This is a genomic window from Pseudomonas sp. PvP025 (assembly GCF_017832155.1).
Lineage (GTDB): Bacteria > Pseudomonadota > Gammaproteobacteria > Pseudomonadales > Pseudomonadaceae > Aquipseudomonas.
In genome coordinates this window covers 2539029-2553050 of sequence record NZ_JAFIBJ010000001.1, presented here as the reverse complement: position 1 = coordinate 2553050, position 14022 = coordinate 2539029, and the positions used below count along the sequence as shown (strand labels likewise).

At 57.7% G+C, this 14022-nt stretch carries 17 protein-coding genes; 7 read left to right on the top strand and 10 right to left on the bottom strand.

Features of this window, described 5'->3' with window-relative positions; all coding sequences use genetic code 11:
* Positions 1-5: 5 nt before the first annotated feature.
* From JOE32_RS10575 to JOE32_RS10550, 6 genes are read left to right on the top strand one after another with little or no spacing between them, the layout of a single operon-like run.
* Entirely contained in the window at positions 6-713 is a 708-nt protein-coding gene (locus tag JOE32_RS10575; RefSeq protein WP_209983824.1) for a hypothetical protein, read from the top strand.
* Complete coding sequence (locus JOE32_RS10570) at positions 695-1633, top strand: hypothetical protein (protein ID WP_245229010.1); 939 nt, start codon at positions 695-697, stop codon at positions 1631-1633. The genes JOE32_RS10575 and JOE32_RS10570 overlap by 19 nt, the downstream gene beginning before the upstream one ends.
* Complete coding sequence (locus JOE32_RS10565; protein ID WP_209983822.1) at positions 1630-2184, top strand: DNA-binding protein; 555 nt, start codon at positions 1630-1632, stop codon at positions 2182-2184. The genes JOE32_RS10570 and JOE32_RS10565 overlap by 4 nt, the downstream gene beginning before the upstream one ends.
* On the top strand, positions 2181-2885 hold the full coding sequence (locus JOE32_RS10560; RefSeq protein WP_209983820.1) for a hypothetical protein: 705 nt from the start codon (positions 2181-2183) through the stop codon (positions 2883-2885). Before JOE32_RS10565 ends, JOE32_RS10560 begins: the two co-directional genes overlap by 4 nt.
* Positions 2858-3829 (top strand): hypothetical protein, encoded by a 972-nt coding sequence (locus JOE32_RS10555; protein ID WP_209983817.1) that lies wholly within the window; start codon positions 2858-2860, stop codon positions 3827-3829. The genes JOE32_RS10560 and JOE32_RS10555 overlap by 28 nt, the downstream gene beginning before the upstream one ends.
* 54 nt (positions 3830-3883) lie before the next feature.
* Positions 3884-4654, top strand: coding sequence for a hypothetical protein (locus tag JOE32_RS10550; protein ID WP_209983814.1), 771 nt, complete (start codon positions 3884-3886; stop codon positions 4652-4654).
* Positions 4655-5305: 651 nt separating this feature from the next.
* On the opposite strand, the gene JOE32_RS10545 is transcribed toward JOE32_RS10550, so the two are convergent.
* From JOE32_RS10545 to JOE32_RS10525, 5 genes are all read right to left on the bottom strand, one after another.
* Positions 5306-5872 (bottom strand): helix-turn-helix transcriptional regulator, encoded by a 567-nt coding sequence (locus tag JOE32_RS10545; protein WP_209983812.1) that lies wholly within the window; start codon positions 5870-5872, stop codon positions 5306-5308.
* Positions 5873-6573: 701 nt separating this feature from the next.
* The gene (locus JOE32_RS10540) at positions 6574-6789 is read right to left on the bottom strand and encodes a hypothetical protein (RefSeq protein WP_209983810.1); all 216 of its coding nucleotides are present in this window, start codon (positions 6787-6789) and stop codon (positions 6574-6576) included.
* 740 nt (positions 6790-7529) lie between these two features.
* Positions 7530-7865 carry a hypothetical protein gene (locus JOE32_RS10535; protein WP_057009237.1) on the bottom strand — a complete coding sequence of 112 codons (336 nt, stop codon included), beginning with the start codon at positions 7863-7865 and terminating at the stop codon, positions 7530-7532.
* A 308-nt stretch (positions 7866-8173) separates the two neighbouring features.
* On the bottom strand, positions 8174-8752 hold the full coding sequence (locus tag JOE32_RS10530) for a DUF4337 domain-containing protein (protein ID WP_209983808.1): 579 nt from the start codon (positions 8750-8752) through the stop codon (positions 8174-8176).
* Positions 8753-8807: 55 nt separating this feature from the next.
* On the bottom strand, positions 8808-9173 hold the full coding sequence (locus JOE32_RS10525; protein WP_209983806.1) for a DUF2784 domain-containing protein: 366 nt from the start codon (positions 9171-9173) through the stop codon (positions 8808-8810).
* A gap of 109 nt (positions 9174-9282) precedes the next feature.
* Between JOE32_RS10525 and JOE32_RS10520 the strand changes: the two genes are divergently transcribed.
* Positions 9283-9969 (top strand): HAD-IA family hydrolase, encoded by a 687-nt coding sequence (locus tag JOE32_RS10520; protein ID WP_209983804.1) that lies wholly within the window; start codon positions 9283-9285, stop codon positions 9967-9969.
* A 17-nt stretch (positions 9970-9986) separates the two neighbouring features.
* Here JOE32_RS10520 and JOE32_RS10515 read toward each other — a convergent pair whose 3' ends face one another.
* From JOE32_RS10515 to pabB, 5 genes are all read right to left on the bottom strand, one after another.
* Positions 9987-10715 (bottom strand): aspartate/glutamate racemase family protein, encoded by a 729-nt coding sequence (locus JOE32_RS10515; RefSeq protein WP_209983802.1) that lies wholly within the window; start codon positions 10713-10715, stop codon positions 9987-9989.
* Positions 10716-10746: 31 nt separating this feature from the next.
* Complete coding sequence (locus JOE32_RS10510; protein WP_057009232.1) at positions 10747-11481, bottom strand: phosphoadenylyl-sulfate reductase; 735 nt, start codon at positions 11479-11481, stop codon at positions 10747-10749.
* A gap of 151 nt (positions 11482-11632) precedes the next feature.
* A complete protein-coding gene (locus tag JOE32_RS10505) occupies positions 11633-11989 on the bottom strand; it encodes a transcriptional regulator (protein WP_209983800.1) in 357 nt (118 codons plus the stop codon).
* Entirely contained in the window at positions 11989-12291 is a 303-nt protein-coding gene (locus tag JOE32_RS10500) for a type II toxin-antitoxin system HigB family toxin (RefSeq protein ID WP_209983797.1), read from the bottom strand. The genes JOE32_RS10505 and JOE32_RS10500 overlap by 1 nt, the downstream gene beginning before the upstream one ends.
* A 226-nt stretch (positions 12292-12517) precedes the next feature.
* Entirely contained in the window at positions 12518-13861 is a 1344-nt protein-coding gene (gene pabB / locus JOE32_RS10495) for an aminodeoxychorismate synthase component I (protein ID WP_209983795.1), read from the bottom strand.
* Positions 13862-14022 lie beyond the last annotated feature (161 nt).

Here is a 14022-nt window from a genome sequence, read left to right as displayed (position 1 = left end):
CCAACATGAACACTAAAACGGTCTACCAAACCAATCAATTGGGCCTCTATGTCGGCCTGGCCGAAGCCGAAGAATCGCCCCTGGAGCCAGGTGTTTTTCTGATTCCAGGTGGGTGCGTAGAGACAGCACCGCCGAAGATTCCGGCCAACAAAGCGGCTTGCTGGAGCGGCGGCAAGTGGAGCCTGGTAGAGTATTTCGACGGCCTGATTGTCTACAGCATCACTACGGGCGAGCCTCTGACCGTCACCGGCCTCGGCCCGATCCCCAGCGGTTACACCGTGAAAAAACCAGGAGCTGATCAGGTTTGGAAGAATGGCGAGTGGGTGGACGATATCGGTGCCATTCTGGCCACGCTGTACGAACAGAAACTGCAGGAGATCAACGCTGGCTGTAATAGCCATATCGAGTCCGGTTTTATGTCCAGTGCGCTGGGTGAGCCGCACCGATATAACAGCCAGATGGATGACCAAATCAATCTGACGGGCATGGTGTTGAGTGGCCTGGACGCCAGCTACGCCTGTTTTGACGCTGACCAGGTCAAAGGATTCCGACCTCACACGGCGGCACAGTTGCACCAGGTAGGTCAGGATCTCGTGCGTTTTAAGCAGTCGGCGCTGCAGCACGCCGATAACCTCAAGCAGGACTTGGCCACTGCGCTCAAGGGCAAAAAGCTTAAGGTAATGAAGGCCATTCAATGGGCGCCGCCGGCATGACCTGGAGCGCGGTCAAAATGCGCTGGCCCGAGCAAGCCACTCAGTGGATGAGCGATCTGTCACATGCTCACGGCCTGGCCGGCAACGAGCTGGCGGGCACCACCAAGCGGCTGGACGATCTCAACGGTAAAACCACCACCAGCCCAGGGCCGGTTGGAGAGGCTGCCAAGGCGCCGATCGCTGCAGGCCGCACGGCGCTCGCCGAGCAGACGGGCGAAGCCCCGGCGTGTTTAGTGGTGACGCCATTTCAAAGTGGAGTTGGCCAGGGCCGTGGCTACCAGCGTTTCCTGTCGGCACCGAACCTGTTGCAGCATCTGGCCGGCAAACTGGTAGATGTGAGCGACACCGGCCGGCCGGATGGCCCTCAGTTCGCGCTGTGCTTGATGTTCCTGGCCACCCGATTTGATCAGTTGGCCGAGAGTCTGGCGCGCTTCAATGCGCTGTTGCCGATGCCGGACCTGGTGCGGGCTGAGCGCCGTGCACGGCACCTGTCCAAGTTGGAGACGGAGAAGTGGGAGATCCCAGCCGCCGGCGCTTTGCCGCGCTGGCAAGCGCTGCCGCTGGAGCGTTGCACGGTGGTGAAAGCCGCACAGCAATCCATGGCCGGCCAGATCGCAGTCTTGGAAGGCTACGCCGCCGACCGTTCGCCCATGGCTGACCTATCAGCGTTGGCCACCCGCAAAGCCGACCAGCAACGGAGCCGTGATCAGCAGGTGGCCGACCTTAAAGCCTCGCTCGCTGGCAGTAACGCCGATAGCAGCATGCGCGCACGTCTGATTGGCCCAGGTAATTCTGTTGAGCTGCGCCAGGCCCTGCTGACTGGTGATGCCCCAGGACATGAATGGGTGCTGTGCGCCGGCGCGCTGCTGGTAGGATCTGAAAAGGGCTTGAGCTTTGTTCGTGAGTTGGTGGGCCTATGACACTGCTACTCGACGGGCAAGAGGTTCGCGGGAAGAACCTGAAAGTCACCGGCAATCTGCGCATTGAGAGCGACGATTTGTCAGGGCAAACCAGCAACACTGACAAGGGCCACAAGGGCTTTAAGCCCAAAACCCTGACGGTCAGCCTGATGATTCCATTTGTTGACCAGGTGCAACTGCGCGACCTGATGCGCCTGGTGGAAGCCACTGAGGGCGGTGGCCAGCTCAAGACCTACCGCATCGTCAACGATACCGCCGCCGCGTTCGGCATGCGCCAGGTGACATTCACCGAGGGCGTCAGCGCCCGGGAGGACGACAACCTGCGTGGCTGGCTGATCCAGTTCACCCTGACCGAAAAACTGTCGAACCCTGAGAAAGTCGAGGGCCGGCGATCGGGCAACGCGGTGACGGCGCAGTCTGGCCCGGGCGCAGCGGTCGGTGGTGCCGGCGGTGCCGGTGGCGACTCACCTGGTGGCCCGGAGGAACTGACAGGATTTGAAGCGACCTTGAAAAAGGTAGACACCTGGTTGGGCGGGAGCCCGCAGATATGAAACTGCACAAGGAATTGGCTATCAACGGCCAGCCGTACGTGCTGGTCAAAAACGAAGTACGGCTGGATGCAAAGAGCCCCGGGCGGGCGACATTCACCATTCAAGCCTCGGCGCCGGTCAAGGGTCTGGTGACGCTCGATATTGGCTATAACGGCAATACGCTGCAGCGACACTTCATTGGTTACGTCGAACGCTCTACCACGGCCAGCAGCGGCCAGCAGGTGCTGTTCTGCCGCGAGCTGGCCGCGATCCTTGCCAACCCGCTGCCGCTGAACCTTCGCCATGTCGATCTTCGGGCCGTGCTGGTTGAGATCGGTCAGCACACCGGGTTGCGGTTCCGCGTCCCGGATCAGCCCTACGCCAGCGTGAAAGCGCCGTTCTTCTACAGCCTGGCTGCCGGCTATCAAGCCATGGACAGTCTGGCCCGGGTTTTCAATATCCCCGACTTCATCTGGCAGCAGCAGGGTGACGGGGAGGTGTTCGTGGGCAGTTGGGCTGACAGCTTCTTTGGCGTTCGCGCGCCGCTGCAGCTGCCGGTGGAACTGTTCGACGACTACCAGGGCAACCAAAGCGCAATGATTGCAGCCCTTCCCGGGTTGCGCCCAGGTGCAACGATCAACCACGGCGAGCGCATCACAAGTGTGGCGCTCATCGACAACCAGATGGCCATCCGATGGACGACGCAATCCGCCGCAGCGTAGAACGACAATTTCCCGAACTCACCGGCGGTTACCACCTGCCACGCTTTGCCCGTGTTGTTGCGGTGGCCGACGCCCCGGCCGGCGCCGGCATCTGTGACGACTTCCGGCCGCGCTATGCGGTGGACATTGAGGTCATGGGGCCGGACGGCGAGCCAGATCCCAAGCTGCCGATCCTGGCCGGCGTACCGCTACCCCTGCCCACCGGCGGCGAGGAAATGGGCATCTATGCATTCCCGGAGGAGGGCACCCAAGTAGTGGTGTGCTTTGCCTATGGGCTGCCGAACAAACCCTATATCCAAACCATTCTGCCCCACGGACTGAGCATGCCGAGCGTGCCGAAGGGTGACCAAGTGTGGCAGCACAGCGAGGCCTGTCAGCAGCGTGTCGACGCGGACGGCAACTGGCTGCGCCAAACGGACGGCAAGATCCGCGACAAGGCGATCGAGCGGGAAGTTGAGGCACTAGGGAATAAGGAGACGTTCCAGAATCACACCAGGACGGTGGACGACCATTCCACTGAGTCAGTGGGTGGTATCAAGACGATCGAGGCCCTGGGCGCGCTCAAGCTGTTGTCGGGCGGATCTGCCAGCCTGGCTGCGGTGGACGATATGCACCAGGCGACCGGGCGGGACTTGAACCTGGTGGTGGGGCAGAAGCACAACGCCACGGTCGGCGGCGATATGGAGGAAAGGATTCAGGGGCTGCGTAAGAGCGTGGCGACGGTCAGTCAGCGACTAGTCGCGCCCAAAACCTGGTTGGGATCCGAGGGGGTGAATGTGCTGCAGGTGCTTTGCGATTTGCTCGATCTGGTACAGCAGATGAACTCTCAACTGGCAAGACACACCCACGGTCCGACACCAGTACCGGGCAACGCTGCTGCTTTTGTTGCTAATTCTGCAGCAGCCGCACAATTTTCCGATGATTTGAAGGAAATAACGCAATAGGTTTATATTAAGGTCTAACAAATGGAACGAAAATCTGGCTAATGGAGTGTGCACATGGATCTATATGGGGCAGGGGATTATCTGAGCCGTGCAAAAAAAATACTTTCAGGATCAGAAAGTCATTCAATTAAATATGCTTGCCTTGAGCTAAGATTCTGTCTTGAGATAATAGCATATCGCCAACTTGAACAATACGGAGAGGAAATTCCCGGAAGTGTTGTGCGAGAGTGGAAGCCAGATCGAATTATCAAGTTGCTTGCTTCATTCAGTCCAGGGTCCGACCAAGATAGTGAGTTAAGCATCGGCCTAACTAATGCCCCTGATGAAATACCTGAAGAATGGGCTCCCGGTGGTAACGCAAAAGCAATTCCATGGGGGGTATTTAGAAAGCACTATAATAAACTTGGATCGTATTTGCATGCTCCCAAAAAAATAAAGGATTTGGAGAAAGTAATTGATAAGGAGAAGTTGAATAATATTATTTCAGATATTGAGCGCGTGCTTTCTGCAACCATTGTATTGGCTTTTAAAAGTACTATTAATGCAGAGTGTGATTGCGGAAAAACGATTTTCATAGGTCAGTCCGAGTTTGAAGATGATGAACTGGTAAGGTGTGGTAATCGGGGGTGTGGATTACTTTGGAAAAAAGTCACTCTGGACGACGGAGTCCAAGTTCTGCAGCCTGCTCGTAGATTAATTTATAAGTGTACATGTGGCTCGTTTATGCATGTATCGATAGAAAAGGTTTGGGATCGTTTTAAATGTGAAGGATGCGGTAATACGTACAGGCTTAATCTCGGTTACTCGCAAGTAACGATAGTGTGAATTTTATAAGGTCGTCGAATGGCGGCTTTAAAATTATACGTTTATCTCGACTGTAGTGCATCTATTTAGCCTAGCCGACACCACCAAGGCTGCGCGTAAGCACATCCGTCGACGTACTCAATACCGCTTAAAACAAAACCTGTCGGCGCCATTCCAGACAGCGTGGTTTTCTGCAGCAAAGTTAGCAGATACGGTTTGAGTGGCATTCCCTTGGATACTCTCGCTACGTTTGAACCACGACCTACCGCCGACTAGAGTTGGGCGTTTACAAGGACGTCTCCCTTAACCGCCGGGTAACGCCTTTTTTTCAGGGAGCTCAAAGCCACGCCGTTGTACCGCATCGGTGTGATCAGCATATGTATAAGAAGTTTGCCTATCGCTCTCCTGATTCAGAAGCGCTTCATAGGCATAAGCCAAAGAACCGTCCGCTTGAACCAAGTATCCCTGATTGATTCAACGAAAGCCGAGGCCAAACTATATTCTTCGTTATAGCTGTCGGTCTGCCACTTCTGCATCAAGATTTTTGAGCAGAAAAAAGGCGCACTCCAACAGTTAGGAAGCGCCGTTATGAGTAATATTAACATCAGATCTGAATTAGGGGTTTTCCGTTCAACCGTTCAAGTGGCATGCAGGTGCTCAACTGACACACATTTAACTGTTTTTTCCAGCCACAGCTGTCGTCACCAAATTCAAAGGCAGTGGCGGTTGACCGGGCATAGTAGGTTGAGAAGGAAGTGCTCCGCTATCAATCCAGTCCTTCGCCTGTGGAATACTGCAGTAGTGAACTACTGTCGGCTCAGCAGAGTTGAAATAGCTGCCAAAGGTCAAAATACTGGTGCGATGCAACGGACGGCTTTTCAAAGCTTCATAGCCTGAGCTGGCGTAGTACTGTTGCAGCAGCGGAACCAGTTCATCTTCTTCGCCGAGATGCGCAGACTGGAAATACCAGTTGTAGCGGTTGAAGACCGGAACCAGGCGTTCTGCCAATTGCATGACCTGTGAGGGGTGCATAGCCAGTGCATAACATGCGCCAAAAAAGCTGTCCATTTGCAAAGGCGACTGAGCTGACTCGATTTTCCCCCACGCGCTAGGCGTTTTTCCAATGGCTTGAGCAATGTATGCCTGATGAACATTACGTTCGAGCCGAATGTCCTTGAGAATAAGGGCGAGTAACGTTGAGAAGCAGGAGGCGCGTTGAACAGGGGTGGTAGGTTGCATGGGTTTAACTCCTAAGCTGTTGATGTCGGTTTTTTCAGGACTCATGGCGTCCCAAGGCGATCACTATAGTGATCGCATCAGGATACGTCAACTCCTACCGGGATCATTTGTTCTCGTCTCTAGCCTCTACGTGGCGCCTGTGCAGTGCAGTTGAATTAGCTTCCCTGTAGCTACTCGACAGCATCTACGGTGATAGCTGCGCTACTAGCACATTGTGTTAGCCCAGCCGAGCTTGGCTCTCGGCCACCAGCTTCGAGTAGCCACGGCCAAAGTGACTAGGCCTGCTATAAAAAAGCGCACCGCAAAAAAACTGACCAAAAAAACACTTATCCCCCTCCCGCCGACGGGCTCTACGTCCGTTTTTTGTGCAAAGGTTAAGGGTGGTGCATTCAGCGCTGCAGGCCAGGCGTACCGCGGGCTCGCTTTAGGAAAAGACAATTTCACAAAATGCTAAGTTTTGCTAAGAAGTGCAGCGTGGTTACAAAACGACGTGAGGTCCTGGAGAACCAAAGGAAAGGGCTGCCGTCCCGGTATCACTGGGCGGGACGAGTGAAAATCCAGAAAGGTAGCGACTTTCCAGAACGAGACATATCCATTTTTTCAGTGCATGGAACTGCTTTCCATTGCATCGAGATCCGGCCGTAGGCCGTGAGCTATAAGGGGCTCGGCGGTGTGGGAGAATTTCACAAACTGGCACGAGCCTAATTGGCTCCTCGTTTCTTGAGGCGGGCCAGACCTTGCTTGATATGCCCTGCATTCTCGCCAATCGTTTCCAAGGCGCCGCGTACGTTTTCACCGGTATCTATTGAGCCTTGTGTTTCGAGCCGCAATGTCAGCTCCATTACAGATGCTTCAAGGGCCAGCTGATTTTCGTACATCCTCTCAAGTACATCTGAGAGAGAATACTCATGTGCCATATCAAGTCTCCTATGGTGAATTCACGGGCTGGTCGCCGCACCAGGACACGCCCAATTGGGGGCTATTTTGGAACCAGGGCTGGGAAAAAGGTAATTTTGGTTAGGCAGGGCGTAAATCTTGCTGCAGCCCCCGTAATCCGTAGGTTTGGCGCATTACCTGGAGAGGTAATATTTGGTAATGGCAAAGGTAATATTCGCCGAAGTGCCCGGTTTTGCTAGGGATTATAGGGGAGAGGAATTACCAAGTGAAAAGGTAATGACCTAACCTATAAGTTACCAAATTATTACCTTCTAAAATATCTTTCAACTCATTGAATATAAAGGGTTTTATCCAATATTTTCATCGGCATTACCAATATTACCTTTTTCCCAGGCCTCAACATAAATCGGCTCGGATGCGGTTTTTGTCCACTCTACGGCTGACCTGCACTAACTTGGTGCAAAACCCATGGGACTACCATGGGACTAAAAATGTCTTTTTTTCGACGACGCAACACCGCTACAGGCCCCTTAAACCGGGCACTTTAGAAATTGAGGGAGCGTTGCGGGTAGTTTCGAATCTCTCCTTCACCGCCAAATTTGATGTAAACAAAACCCCTGGTTTCGAGAGAAATCAGGGGTTTTGTAGTTTCTGGCCCTTGAAAAGGCGCGTTCAGGCAGCTCGCAAAACCATGGGCCGTCCTCTGAGGTCTGGCCCATGATACGTCGCTTGCCAGAGTAATGACTCTGACGGTTCCTGCTTACTGCGCAGCCTTCAACTTGACCACATCACCCGAAATCTTCGTGGTATAGCCGCTCAATACCCACGCCCAGAACCACTTCTCCTGAATTTGTGTATTGATCAGCGCATCACCGCCTTTGGCCTGGATGGCGGCGGTCTGTGCACGCACGAAGCGGCTGTTCTGGCCGATCGGGATGATGCCGAACAGCATGATGCCGGTGGCGCTGGCTTCGCTGTGGCCCAGTACGGTGTACTGGCTGCTGTCGTATTGCGGGGATTTGATGGCGGTGCCGGTGCAGCCGGCGAGGGTGAAGCCGAGAACGGCTGCTGCAACTGCTTGACGGGCGTACTTCACGGGTAACTCCATGGGCTGAATATCGAGATTCAATTCTCGAAGGCGCGACACTCTAATGGCGTAAAGGCCGGATTGAAATCCGTCGTGGGAAATTTCCTGGGTTTCTGTGGCGAGCGGGCTTGCCCCGCGTTGGGGTGCGAAGCGCCCCCCATCGAGCAAAATGCGGTGTACCTGATACGGCTCAGCGCCTGGCTTTGGGGCTGCTGCGCAGCCCAACGCAGGACAAGCCTGCTCGCCACAGGGAATCTGCGCTTAACTGAACGGCATTAGGGCAAGCCCGCTCGCCACAAGGCGCGTCACGCCTTCAATCAGAGATGCAACCAGGCCAGGCTGCCGAGTATCACGGCCACGCCGCCGGCGGTATACGACAGGCGCTTGAGCCATTCCTTGCGCGTGAGCAAGGTAATCGCCGCCAACGAAATCGCGATCTGGATCGCGGTCATCGCCTGTGCCCAGCGGTGGTGCTGGTGCAGGGCCTCCTCGGACTTGTCATTCCATTCCCTGGAGGTGGCTTCAAGTTTTTCCGCCTGCTTGCGTACTTCCTCCTTCTGGCCTTTATAGCGCTGGATTTCGTCGCTGTAGTGGGCGACGTCGACACCGGGGATGTGCGTGGCCAGTTCGGCCAGATTCTGGCGGCTGGATTTGGCCTGGTAGTAATTCCACTGGTTGGCCGCTTCGGTCTTGAAGATGGCGGCGTTGTTCTTGTCCATCGCGGCTTCGCTCTCGGTGGAGCCGGCCTGATAGCTGAGCATGGCGCCGAGGGTGGCCATCAGCGCGGTCATCACGGCGATGCGGCTGGCGAACCTGTCTCCGCGGCCGTGGGCATGTTCTGTGGTGTGTTCGATGTGCTTTTCGTGGGGGCTGGGGACTTCGAAAGCTTCTGACATGGGGGGCGGCTACAAACGAACTGAGGGAGTCTGATTCTTCACTGGCGAGGCTGTCTCAAGCCTGTCCGTAACGTCGGAAAATTCGCCCATACACCGCGATATTGACCAGTAGTACCAAGGCACCCAGGCCCAGTTGAATCTGCGGCGTCAGCCCGGCCGGGTAAATCAGCGTGAGGATGTAACGCTCGACAAAGCCCCCGCCGTAGCCGTCCTGCCCGGCCAGGTGGCGAAACAGGTTTTCCCAGCGGGTCAGCGGGCAGGGCAGATGAAGCACCTCGACAACAACGCCCCACGCGGCTGCCGGCAGGTGCAACCAGAGGATCGGTCGCCATTTCAAGGCGAGCAGCCCGCCGAACAGCGCGAACAGGATGAAACACAGGTGGAACAGCACGAGGCCATCGGCGGCCAGACGGTAGAGCATCGTGGATCACTCTGTAAGGGGAGAACCTACAGTCTAAAGGGTTGCTTGCAGGCAAGCGTGGCCGCTATTGTGCTGCATCCCTCCAGTCAGTCCCCAGGATCCTTCTCCGATGAGTGCACCGCGTACCGCTGTCCCGATCAAGGCCGTGATTTTCGATATGGACGGTTTGCTGCTGGACACTGAAGGCATCTACACCGAAGTCACGCAGATCATCGCTGAGCGCTATGGCCGCACCTATGACTGGGGGATCAAGCAGCACATCATCGGGCGCGGTTCACAGGATCTGGCGGATTACGTCGTCAAGGCGCTGGACCTGCCGATCACTCCGGCCGAGTTCCTGGAGATCCGCGAGCCGCTGATGAGCGAGCGTTTTCCCAAGGCTTTGGGCATGCCCGGCGCCGAGGCGTTGGTGCGGCATTTGAAGGCGCATGACATTCCGATTGCCGTGGGCACCAGTTCGTCGCGAAACTCGTTTGGCCACAAGACCACCTTGCACCGCGAATGGTTTGGCCTGTTCGACACCATCGTCACGGCTGACGACCCGGAAGTCGGTGCCGCCAAGCCCGCGCCGGACATCTTTCTCACTGCCGCCCGCCGCCTGGGTGTGGCGCCGCAGGATTGCCTGGTGTTCGAAGATTCGCCGTTCGGCGTCACGGCCGCCAAAGCTGCGCAGATGACGGCCATTGCGGTGCCCGATGAAGCCATGGCCGACAGCAAATACCAGCATGCCGACCAGATCATCCGCAAGCTGGCGGACTTCGACCTGGCTGCCTACGGCCTGCCGCCTCTGCCCTGAACAGGCACCGTCGTTCTTCAGCGGCTGAACGTGCCCGGCCAGCCGATGATTTTCTTCGGCCTTGGCGTCGCGTAGGTGCGTACCTTTGACGTCGACAAGCCCAGGCGCACAAGGCCCTCGGCAATCGTCACCGCCGCCGTCACGCCGTCCACCACCGGCACGCCGGTGCGCTGGCGGATCTGTTCGTCCAGGCCCGCCATGCCGCCACAGCCCAGGCAGATGACTTCGGCCTTGTCTTCGGCAATCGCCAATTGCGCCTGGCGCACGATGGCCTCCATGGCGGCCAGCGGATCCTCTTCCAGTTCCAGCACCGCCATGCCACTGGCACGCACCGACGCACAACGCTGATACAAGCCGGCGAGTTTCAGCCGGTCTTCAATCAGCGGCACGGTGCGGTCCAGGGTGGTCACCACCGAATACGCATGGCCCAGGAACATCGCCGTGCTGGCGGCCGCTTCGGTGATGTCCACCACCGGCACGTTCAACAATTCCTGCAGCCCCTCGCGGCCATGCTCGCCATAGCCGGCCTGGATCACCGCATCGAACGGCTGGTCGTAGGCCATCACCCGGTCCATCACCGCAATGGCCGCCAGGTAGCTTTCGAAGTTGCCTTCTACCGACTCGGCGCCAAAGTACGGGGTGAGTCCGACGATCTCCGTGCCCGGAGAGGCCACGGTCCGCGCCTGCTGGGCGATGGCGTCGGTGATGGATTCGGTGGTGTTGACGTTGACCACGAGGATGCGCATGAAACCTCCTTGATGAGTGACAGACGTCGCCTCAAGCCTTGCTGATGATATTCCCGGCATGCAGCCCGCATTCCTTCTGCGTTGCCTCTTCCCACCACCAGCGACCTTCGCGCTCATGCTGATTCGGCAACACCGGGCGCGTGCACGGCTCGCAGCCAATGCTGATAAATCCGCGCTCATGCAGGCTGTTGTACGGCAGCTCCAGCATGCGGATATAGCCCCAGATTTCCTCACTGGTCATCTGCGCCAGTGGGTTGAACTTGTACAGGGTGCGTTCCGGGGTGGAAAAGGCCGTGTCGATTTCCAGTGCGGCCACCTGGCTGCGCGTGCCGGGGCTCTGGTCGCGGCGCTGGCCGGTAGCCCAGGCGCTGACGCCGGACAATTTGCGGCGCAGCGGTTCGATCTTGCGTATGCCGCAGCACTCGCCATGGCCGTCGCGGTAGAAGCTGAACAGGCCCTTTTCCTTGACGAAGGGTTCCAGTTTGCTCTGGTCCGGCGAGATCAGTTCGATGTCGATTTTGTAGAAATCGCGTACCTGCTCGATAAACCGGTAGGTCTCCGGGTGCAGGCGGCCGGTGTCGAGGCTGAACACCTTGACGTTCTTGTTCAGCTTCCAGGCCATGTCCACCAGCACCACGTCTTCGGCACCGCTGAAGGAAATCCACAGGTCATCACCGAACTGGCTGAAAGCCAGCTTGAGAATGTCCTGGGCAGACTTGTTGGCATAGGTCGTGGCGAGTTCAACGACGTCGAAGGCTTGGTTCATCAGGACGGTTCCTACAGGTCAGTGGCGCTGAGCGCTCTATAGGGGAGCGATGGTATCAAAATCAGCCCCGGGGTGCGGCGCTGCGCTTGAGCCATCGGGCCCGCCAACTGGCTGCGGGCATTCGGCGGTCCTGATGTGAAGCCCGTTCTGCTCAAACGCCTGCCAGCAGCCGCTCATAAGGAATGCTCAGGCCATCGTGCAGGCGCTTGATCATGGCCAGGCTCAACTTGCGCTTATGATTCAATACTTCCGAGACCCGCCCGCTGGTGCCGATAAAGGGCTCCAGGTCGCGGGCCGTCAGGCCCATTTGCTCCATGCGAAATTTGATCGCTTCCACTGGATCCGACGCCGGCATGGGGAAATGTTCCGCTTCGTACTTCTCGATGAGCACGGCAAGAATTTCCAGTTCGTCGCCCTCGGGTGAGCCGATCTGCGCTCCCCATAGCTGTTCCACCCGCGCGAGCGCGGCGGTCAGGTCTTCAGAGGAATGAATGGGTTTAATGTTCATTACACGGTCTCCGCGTTGATTTGATCGTATTGCGCGTGAGTGCCTACAAAACGTATGAACCCAAGCTGGCGCTGATAATCGATGGCCATGATGACTCGATATTTGTTGCCGCCTACGTTGAAGACGACCCTGCCGGCCTTGAGAATGCTCGCTGTTCTGAGGGTTGCCTTCAGTGCCTGTGGTGTCGGGTAGGTAGCGTTCTCCATGTACCGATACAGTTCGACCAAAGGCGTCCTCGCGTCGGCATGGTTTGGGTGGCTTTCCCAGAACCGTCGCAAGGTTGATAACGCGATTATTCGCATCGTGCAGACCTCCCGATTTGGGAGATGTTAGGCATGGGCAGGTGGAGATGCAACTCCGGAAACAAATTCTCACGAGTAAGCAGTCGCATATGTGATCCTTCACCGGCGCGTATAGGCAGTAGCCGTCGACGCTATAGGCGTGCCGGCAGGTCGTCCATCCGCGTACTGATTCAGGCTTTTTCGTGCTTCGCGCTTCGTGAGGTCAGAGGCCGGATTGCCGGGGGGACTACAGATTTTCCAGCGTCTGTAACAAAACCCGTACCTTCGTCATCGACTCCTGGTACTCCGCCTCCCACTGCGAGTCGGCCACAATCCCGCCGCCGCCCCAGCAGCACACCTGGTCGTCCTTGACCAGCAGGCTACGAATGGCGATCGAGCTGTCCATCTCGCCACGTACGTCCAGGTACACCAGCGAGCCGCAGTACAAACCGCGTCGAGTGGGCTCCAGCTCGTCGATGATCTGCATTGCGCGGATCTTCGGTGCGCCGGTGATGGAGCCGCCGGGGAAGCTGCCCGCGATCAGGTCGAGGGCGTCCTTGTCGCTTGCCAGCTCGCCGGTCACGCTGCTCACCAGGTGGTGCACGTTGGGGTAGCTTTCGAGGCTGAACAGTTCCGGCACCTTCACCGACCCGGTGCGGCAACTGCGGCCGAGGTCGTTGCGCAGCAGGTCGACAATCATCAGGTTTTCGGCACGATCCTTGGGGCTGGCCAGCAGTTCGGCGGCGTTGGCTGCATCTTCCTCGGGCGTAAGGCCGCGCGGCCGGGTGCCTTTGATCGGCCGGGTTTCGACCTGGCGTTGGCTGATTTTGACAAAGCGTTCCGGTGACAGGCTCAGCACCGCGCCATTATCCGGCAGGCTCTGGAAGCCGGAGAACGGCGTCGGGCACGCCTCGCGCAGGGCGCAATAGGCCGCCCAGGGATCGCCCAGGCAGGGCGCGCGAAAGCGCTGTGCGAAGTTGACCTGGTAGCAGTCGCCGGCCTGGATATAGCTGTGGATGCGCGCGATGGCGTGCTGATAGGCCTCGGCACTGAGGTCCGCTGCCATGGGGCCACGCAGCTTGAAACTGGCGGTTGAGGCCACGACCGGCTGACTGAATACGGCAATCAGGCGTTGCCGTTCGCTCTCTGCCAGAGTCGGGTGAAACACCAGTTGGCTGGTCTGCACCAGGTGATCACTGACCAGCGCCCAGGCATACAGGCCCAGGCGTGCGTCCGGCAGGTGCAGGTCGTCCGCGGCCAACTGCGGCATCTGCTCCAGATGGCGGCCGAAGTCATAGCTCAAATAGCCGATCAGCCCGCCGGCAAACGGTAATTCATAACCGTCGGGCACGTTCGCTTCACCTAACCGGGTAAGGTTTTTGCGCAAGCGTTGCAGGAAATCGCTGCCGCTTTCATCCGGCGATACCGTGAGGGTGGCCTGCGGCCAGGCGCTCAGGAGGTCATATCGCCCGCGCTCGGCTGTCGGCCGGCCGCTGTCCAGCAGCACCGCGCCGGGTGCATGGCGGATCGCCGCAAAGTACTGGGCGGGATTTGCCTGGTAGGGCAACGGGTAAACGGAGCAGGTCGACATGCGGGGTGGATCAGCCAAGGCGCGGGGGAGGGGATTGTAGTCCGGCGTAGGATTTGCTCCTAGAGGCAATTGCCCGCAGACGACCCGTTCAGTGTGGGAGGGGCTTGCTCGAGAGGGCGGCGGATCAGTGACAGATGAACCGACTGACACAATGCGATCGG

What these genes read in the sequence shown, in the direction of transcription:
- JOE32_RS10575 (WP_209983824.1), top strand. Translation starts at nt 6, where the DNA reads ATGAACACTAAAACGGTCTACCAAACCAATCAATTGGGCCTCTATGTC.
- JOE32_RS10570 (WP_245229010.1), top strand. Translation starts at nt 695, where the DNA reads ATGGGCGCCGCCGGCATGACCTGGAGCGCGGTCAAAATGCGCTGGCCC.
- JOE32_RS10565 (WP_209983822.1), top strand. Translation starts at nt 1,630, where the DNA reads ATGACACTGCTACTCGACGGGCAAGAGGTTCGCGGGAAGAACCTGAAA.
- JOE32_RS10560 (WP_209983820.1), top strand. Translation starts at nt 2,181, where the DNA reads ATGAAACTGCACAAGGAATTGGCTATCAACGGCCAGCCGTACGTGCTG.
- JOE32_RS10555 (WP_209983817.1), top strand. Translation starts at nt 2,858, where the DNA reads ATGGACGACGCAATCCGCCGCAGCGTAGAACGACAATTTCCCGAACTC.
- JOE32_RS10550 (WP_209983814.1), top strand. Translation starts at nt 3,884, where the DNA reads ATGGATCTATATGGGGCAGGGGATTATCTGAGCCGTGCAAAAAAAATA.
- JOE32_RS10545 (WP_209983812.1), bottom strand. Translation starts at nt 5,872, where the DNA reads ATGCAACCTACCACCCCTGTTCAACGCGCCTCCTGCTTCTCAACGTTA.
- JOE32_RS10540 (WP_209983810.1), bottom strand. Translation starts at nt 6,789, where the DNA reads ATGGCACATGAGTATTCTCTCTCAGATGTACTTGAGAGGATGTACGAA.
- JOE32_RS10530 (WP_209983808.1), bottom strand. Translation starts at nt 8,752, where the DNA reads ATGTCAGAAGCTTTCGAAGTCCCCAGCCCCCACGAAAAGCACATCGAA.
- JOE32_RS10525 (WP_209983806.1), bottom strand. Translation starts at nt 9,173, where the DNA reads ATGCTCTACCGTCTGGCCGCCGATGGCCTCGTGCTGTTCCACCTGTGT.
- JOE32_RS10520 (WP_209983804.1), top strand. Translation starts at nt 9,283, where the DNA reads ATGAGTGCACCGCGTACCGCTGTCCCGATCAAGGCCGTGATTTTCGAT.
- JOE32_RS10515 (WP_209983802.1), bottom strand. Translation starts at nt 10,715, where the DNA reads ATGCGCATCCTCGTGGTCAACGTCAACACCACCGAATCCATCACCGAC.
- JOE32_RS10510 (WP_057009232.1), bottom strand. Translation starts at nt 11,481, where the DNA reads ATGAACCAAGCCTTCGACGTCGTTGAACTCGCCACGACCTATGCCAAC.
- JOE32_RS10505 (WP_209983800.1), bottom strand. Translation starts at nt 11,989, where the DNA reads ATGAACATTAAACCCATTCATTCCTCTGAAGACCTGACCGCCGCGCTC.
- JOE32_RS10500 (WP_209983797.1), bottom strand. Translation starts at nt 12,291, where the DNA reads ATGCGAATAATCGCGTTATCAACCTTGCGACGGTTCTGGGAAAGCCAC.
- pabB (WP_209983795.1), bottom strand. Translation starts at nt 13,861, where the DNA reads ATGTCGACCTGCTCCGTTTACCCGTTGCCCTACCAGGCAAATCCCGCC.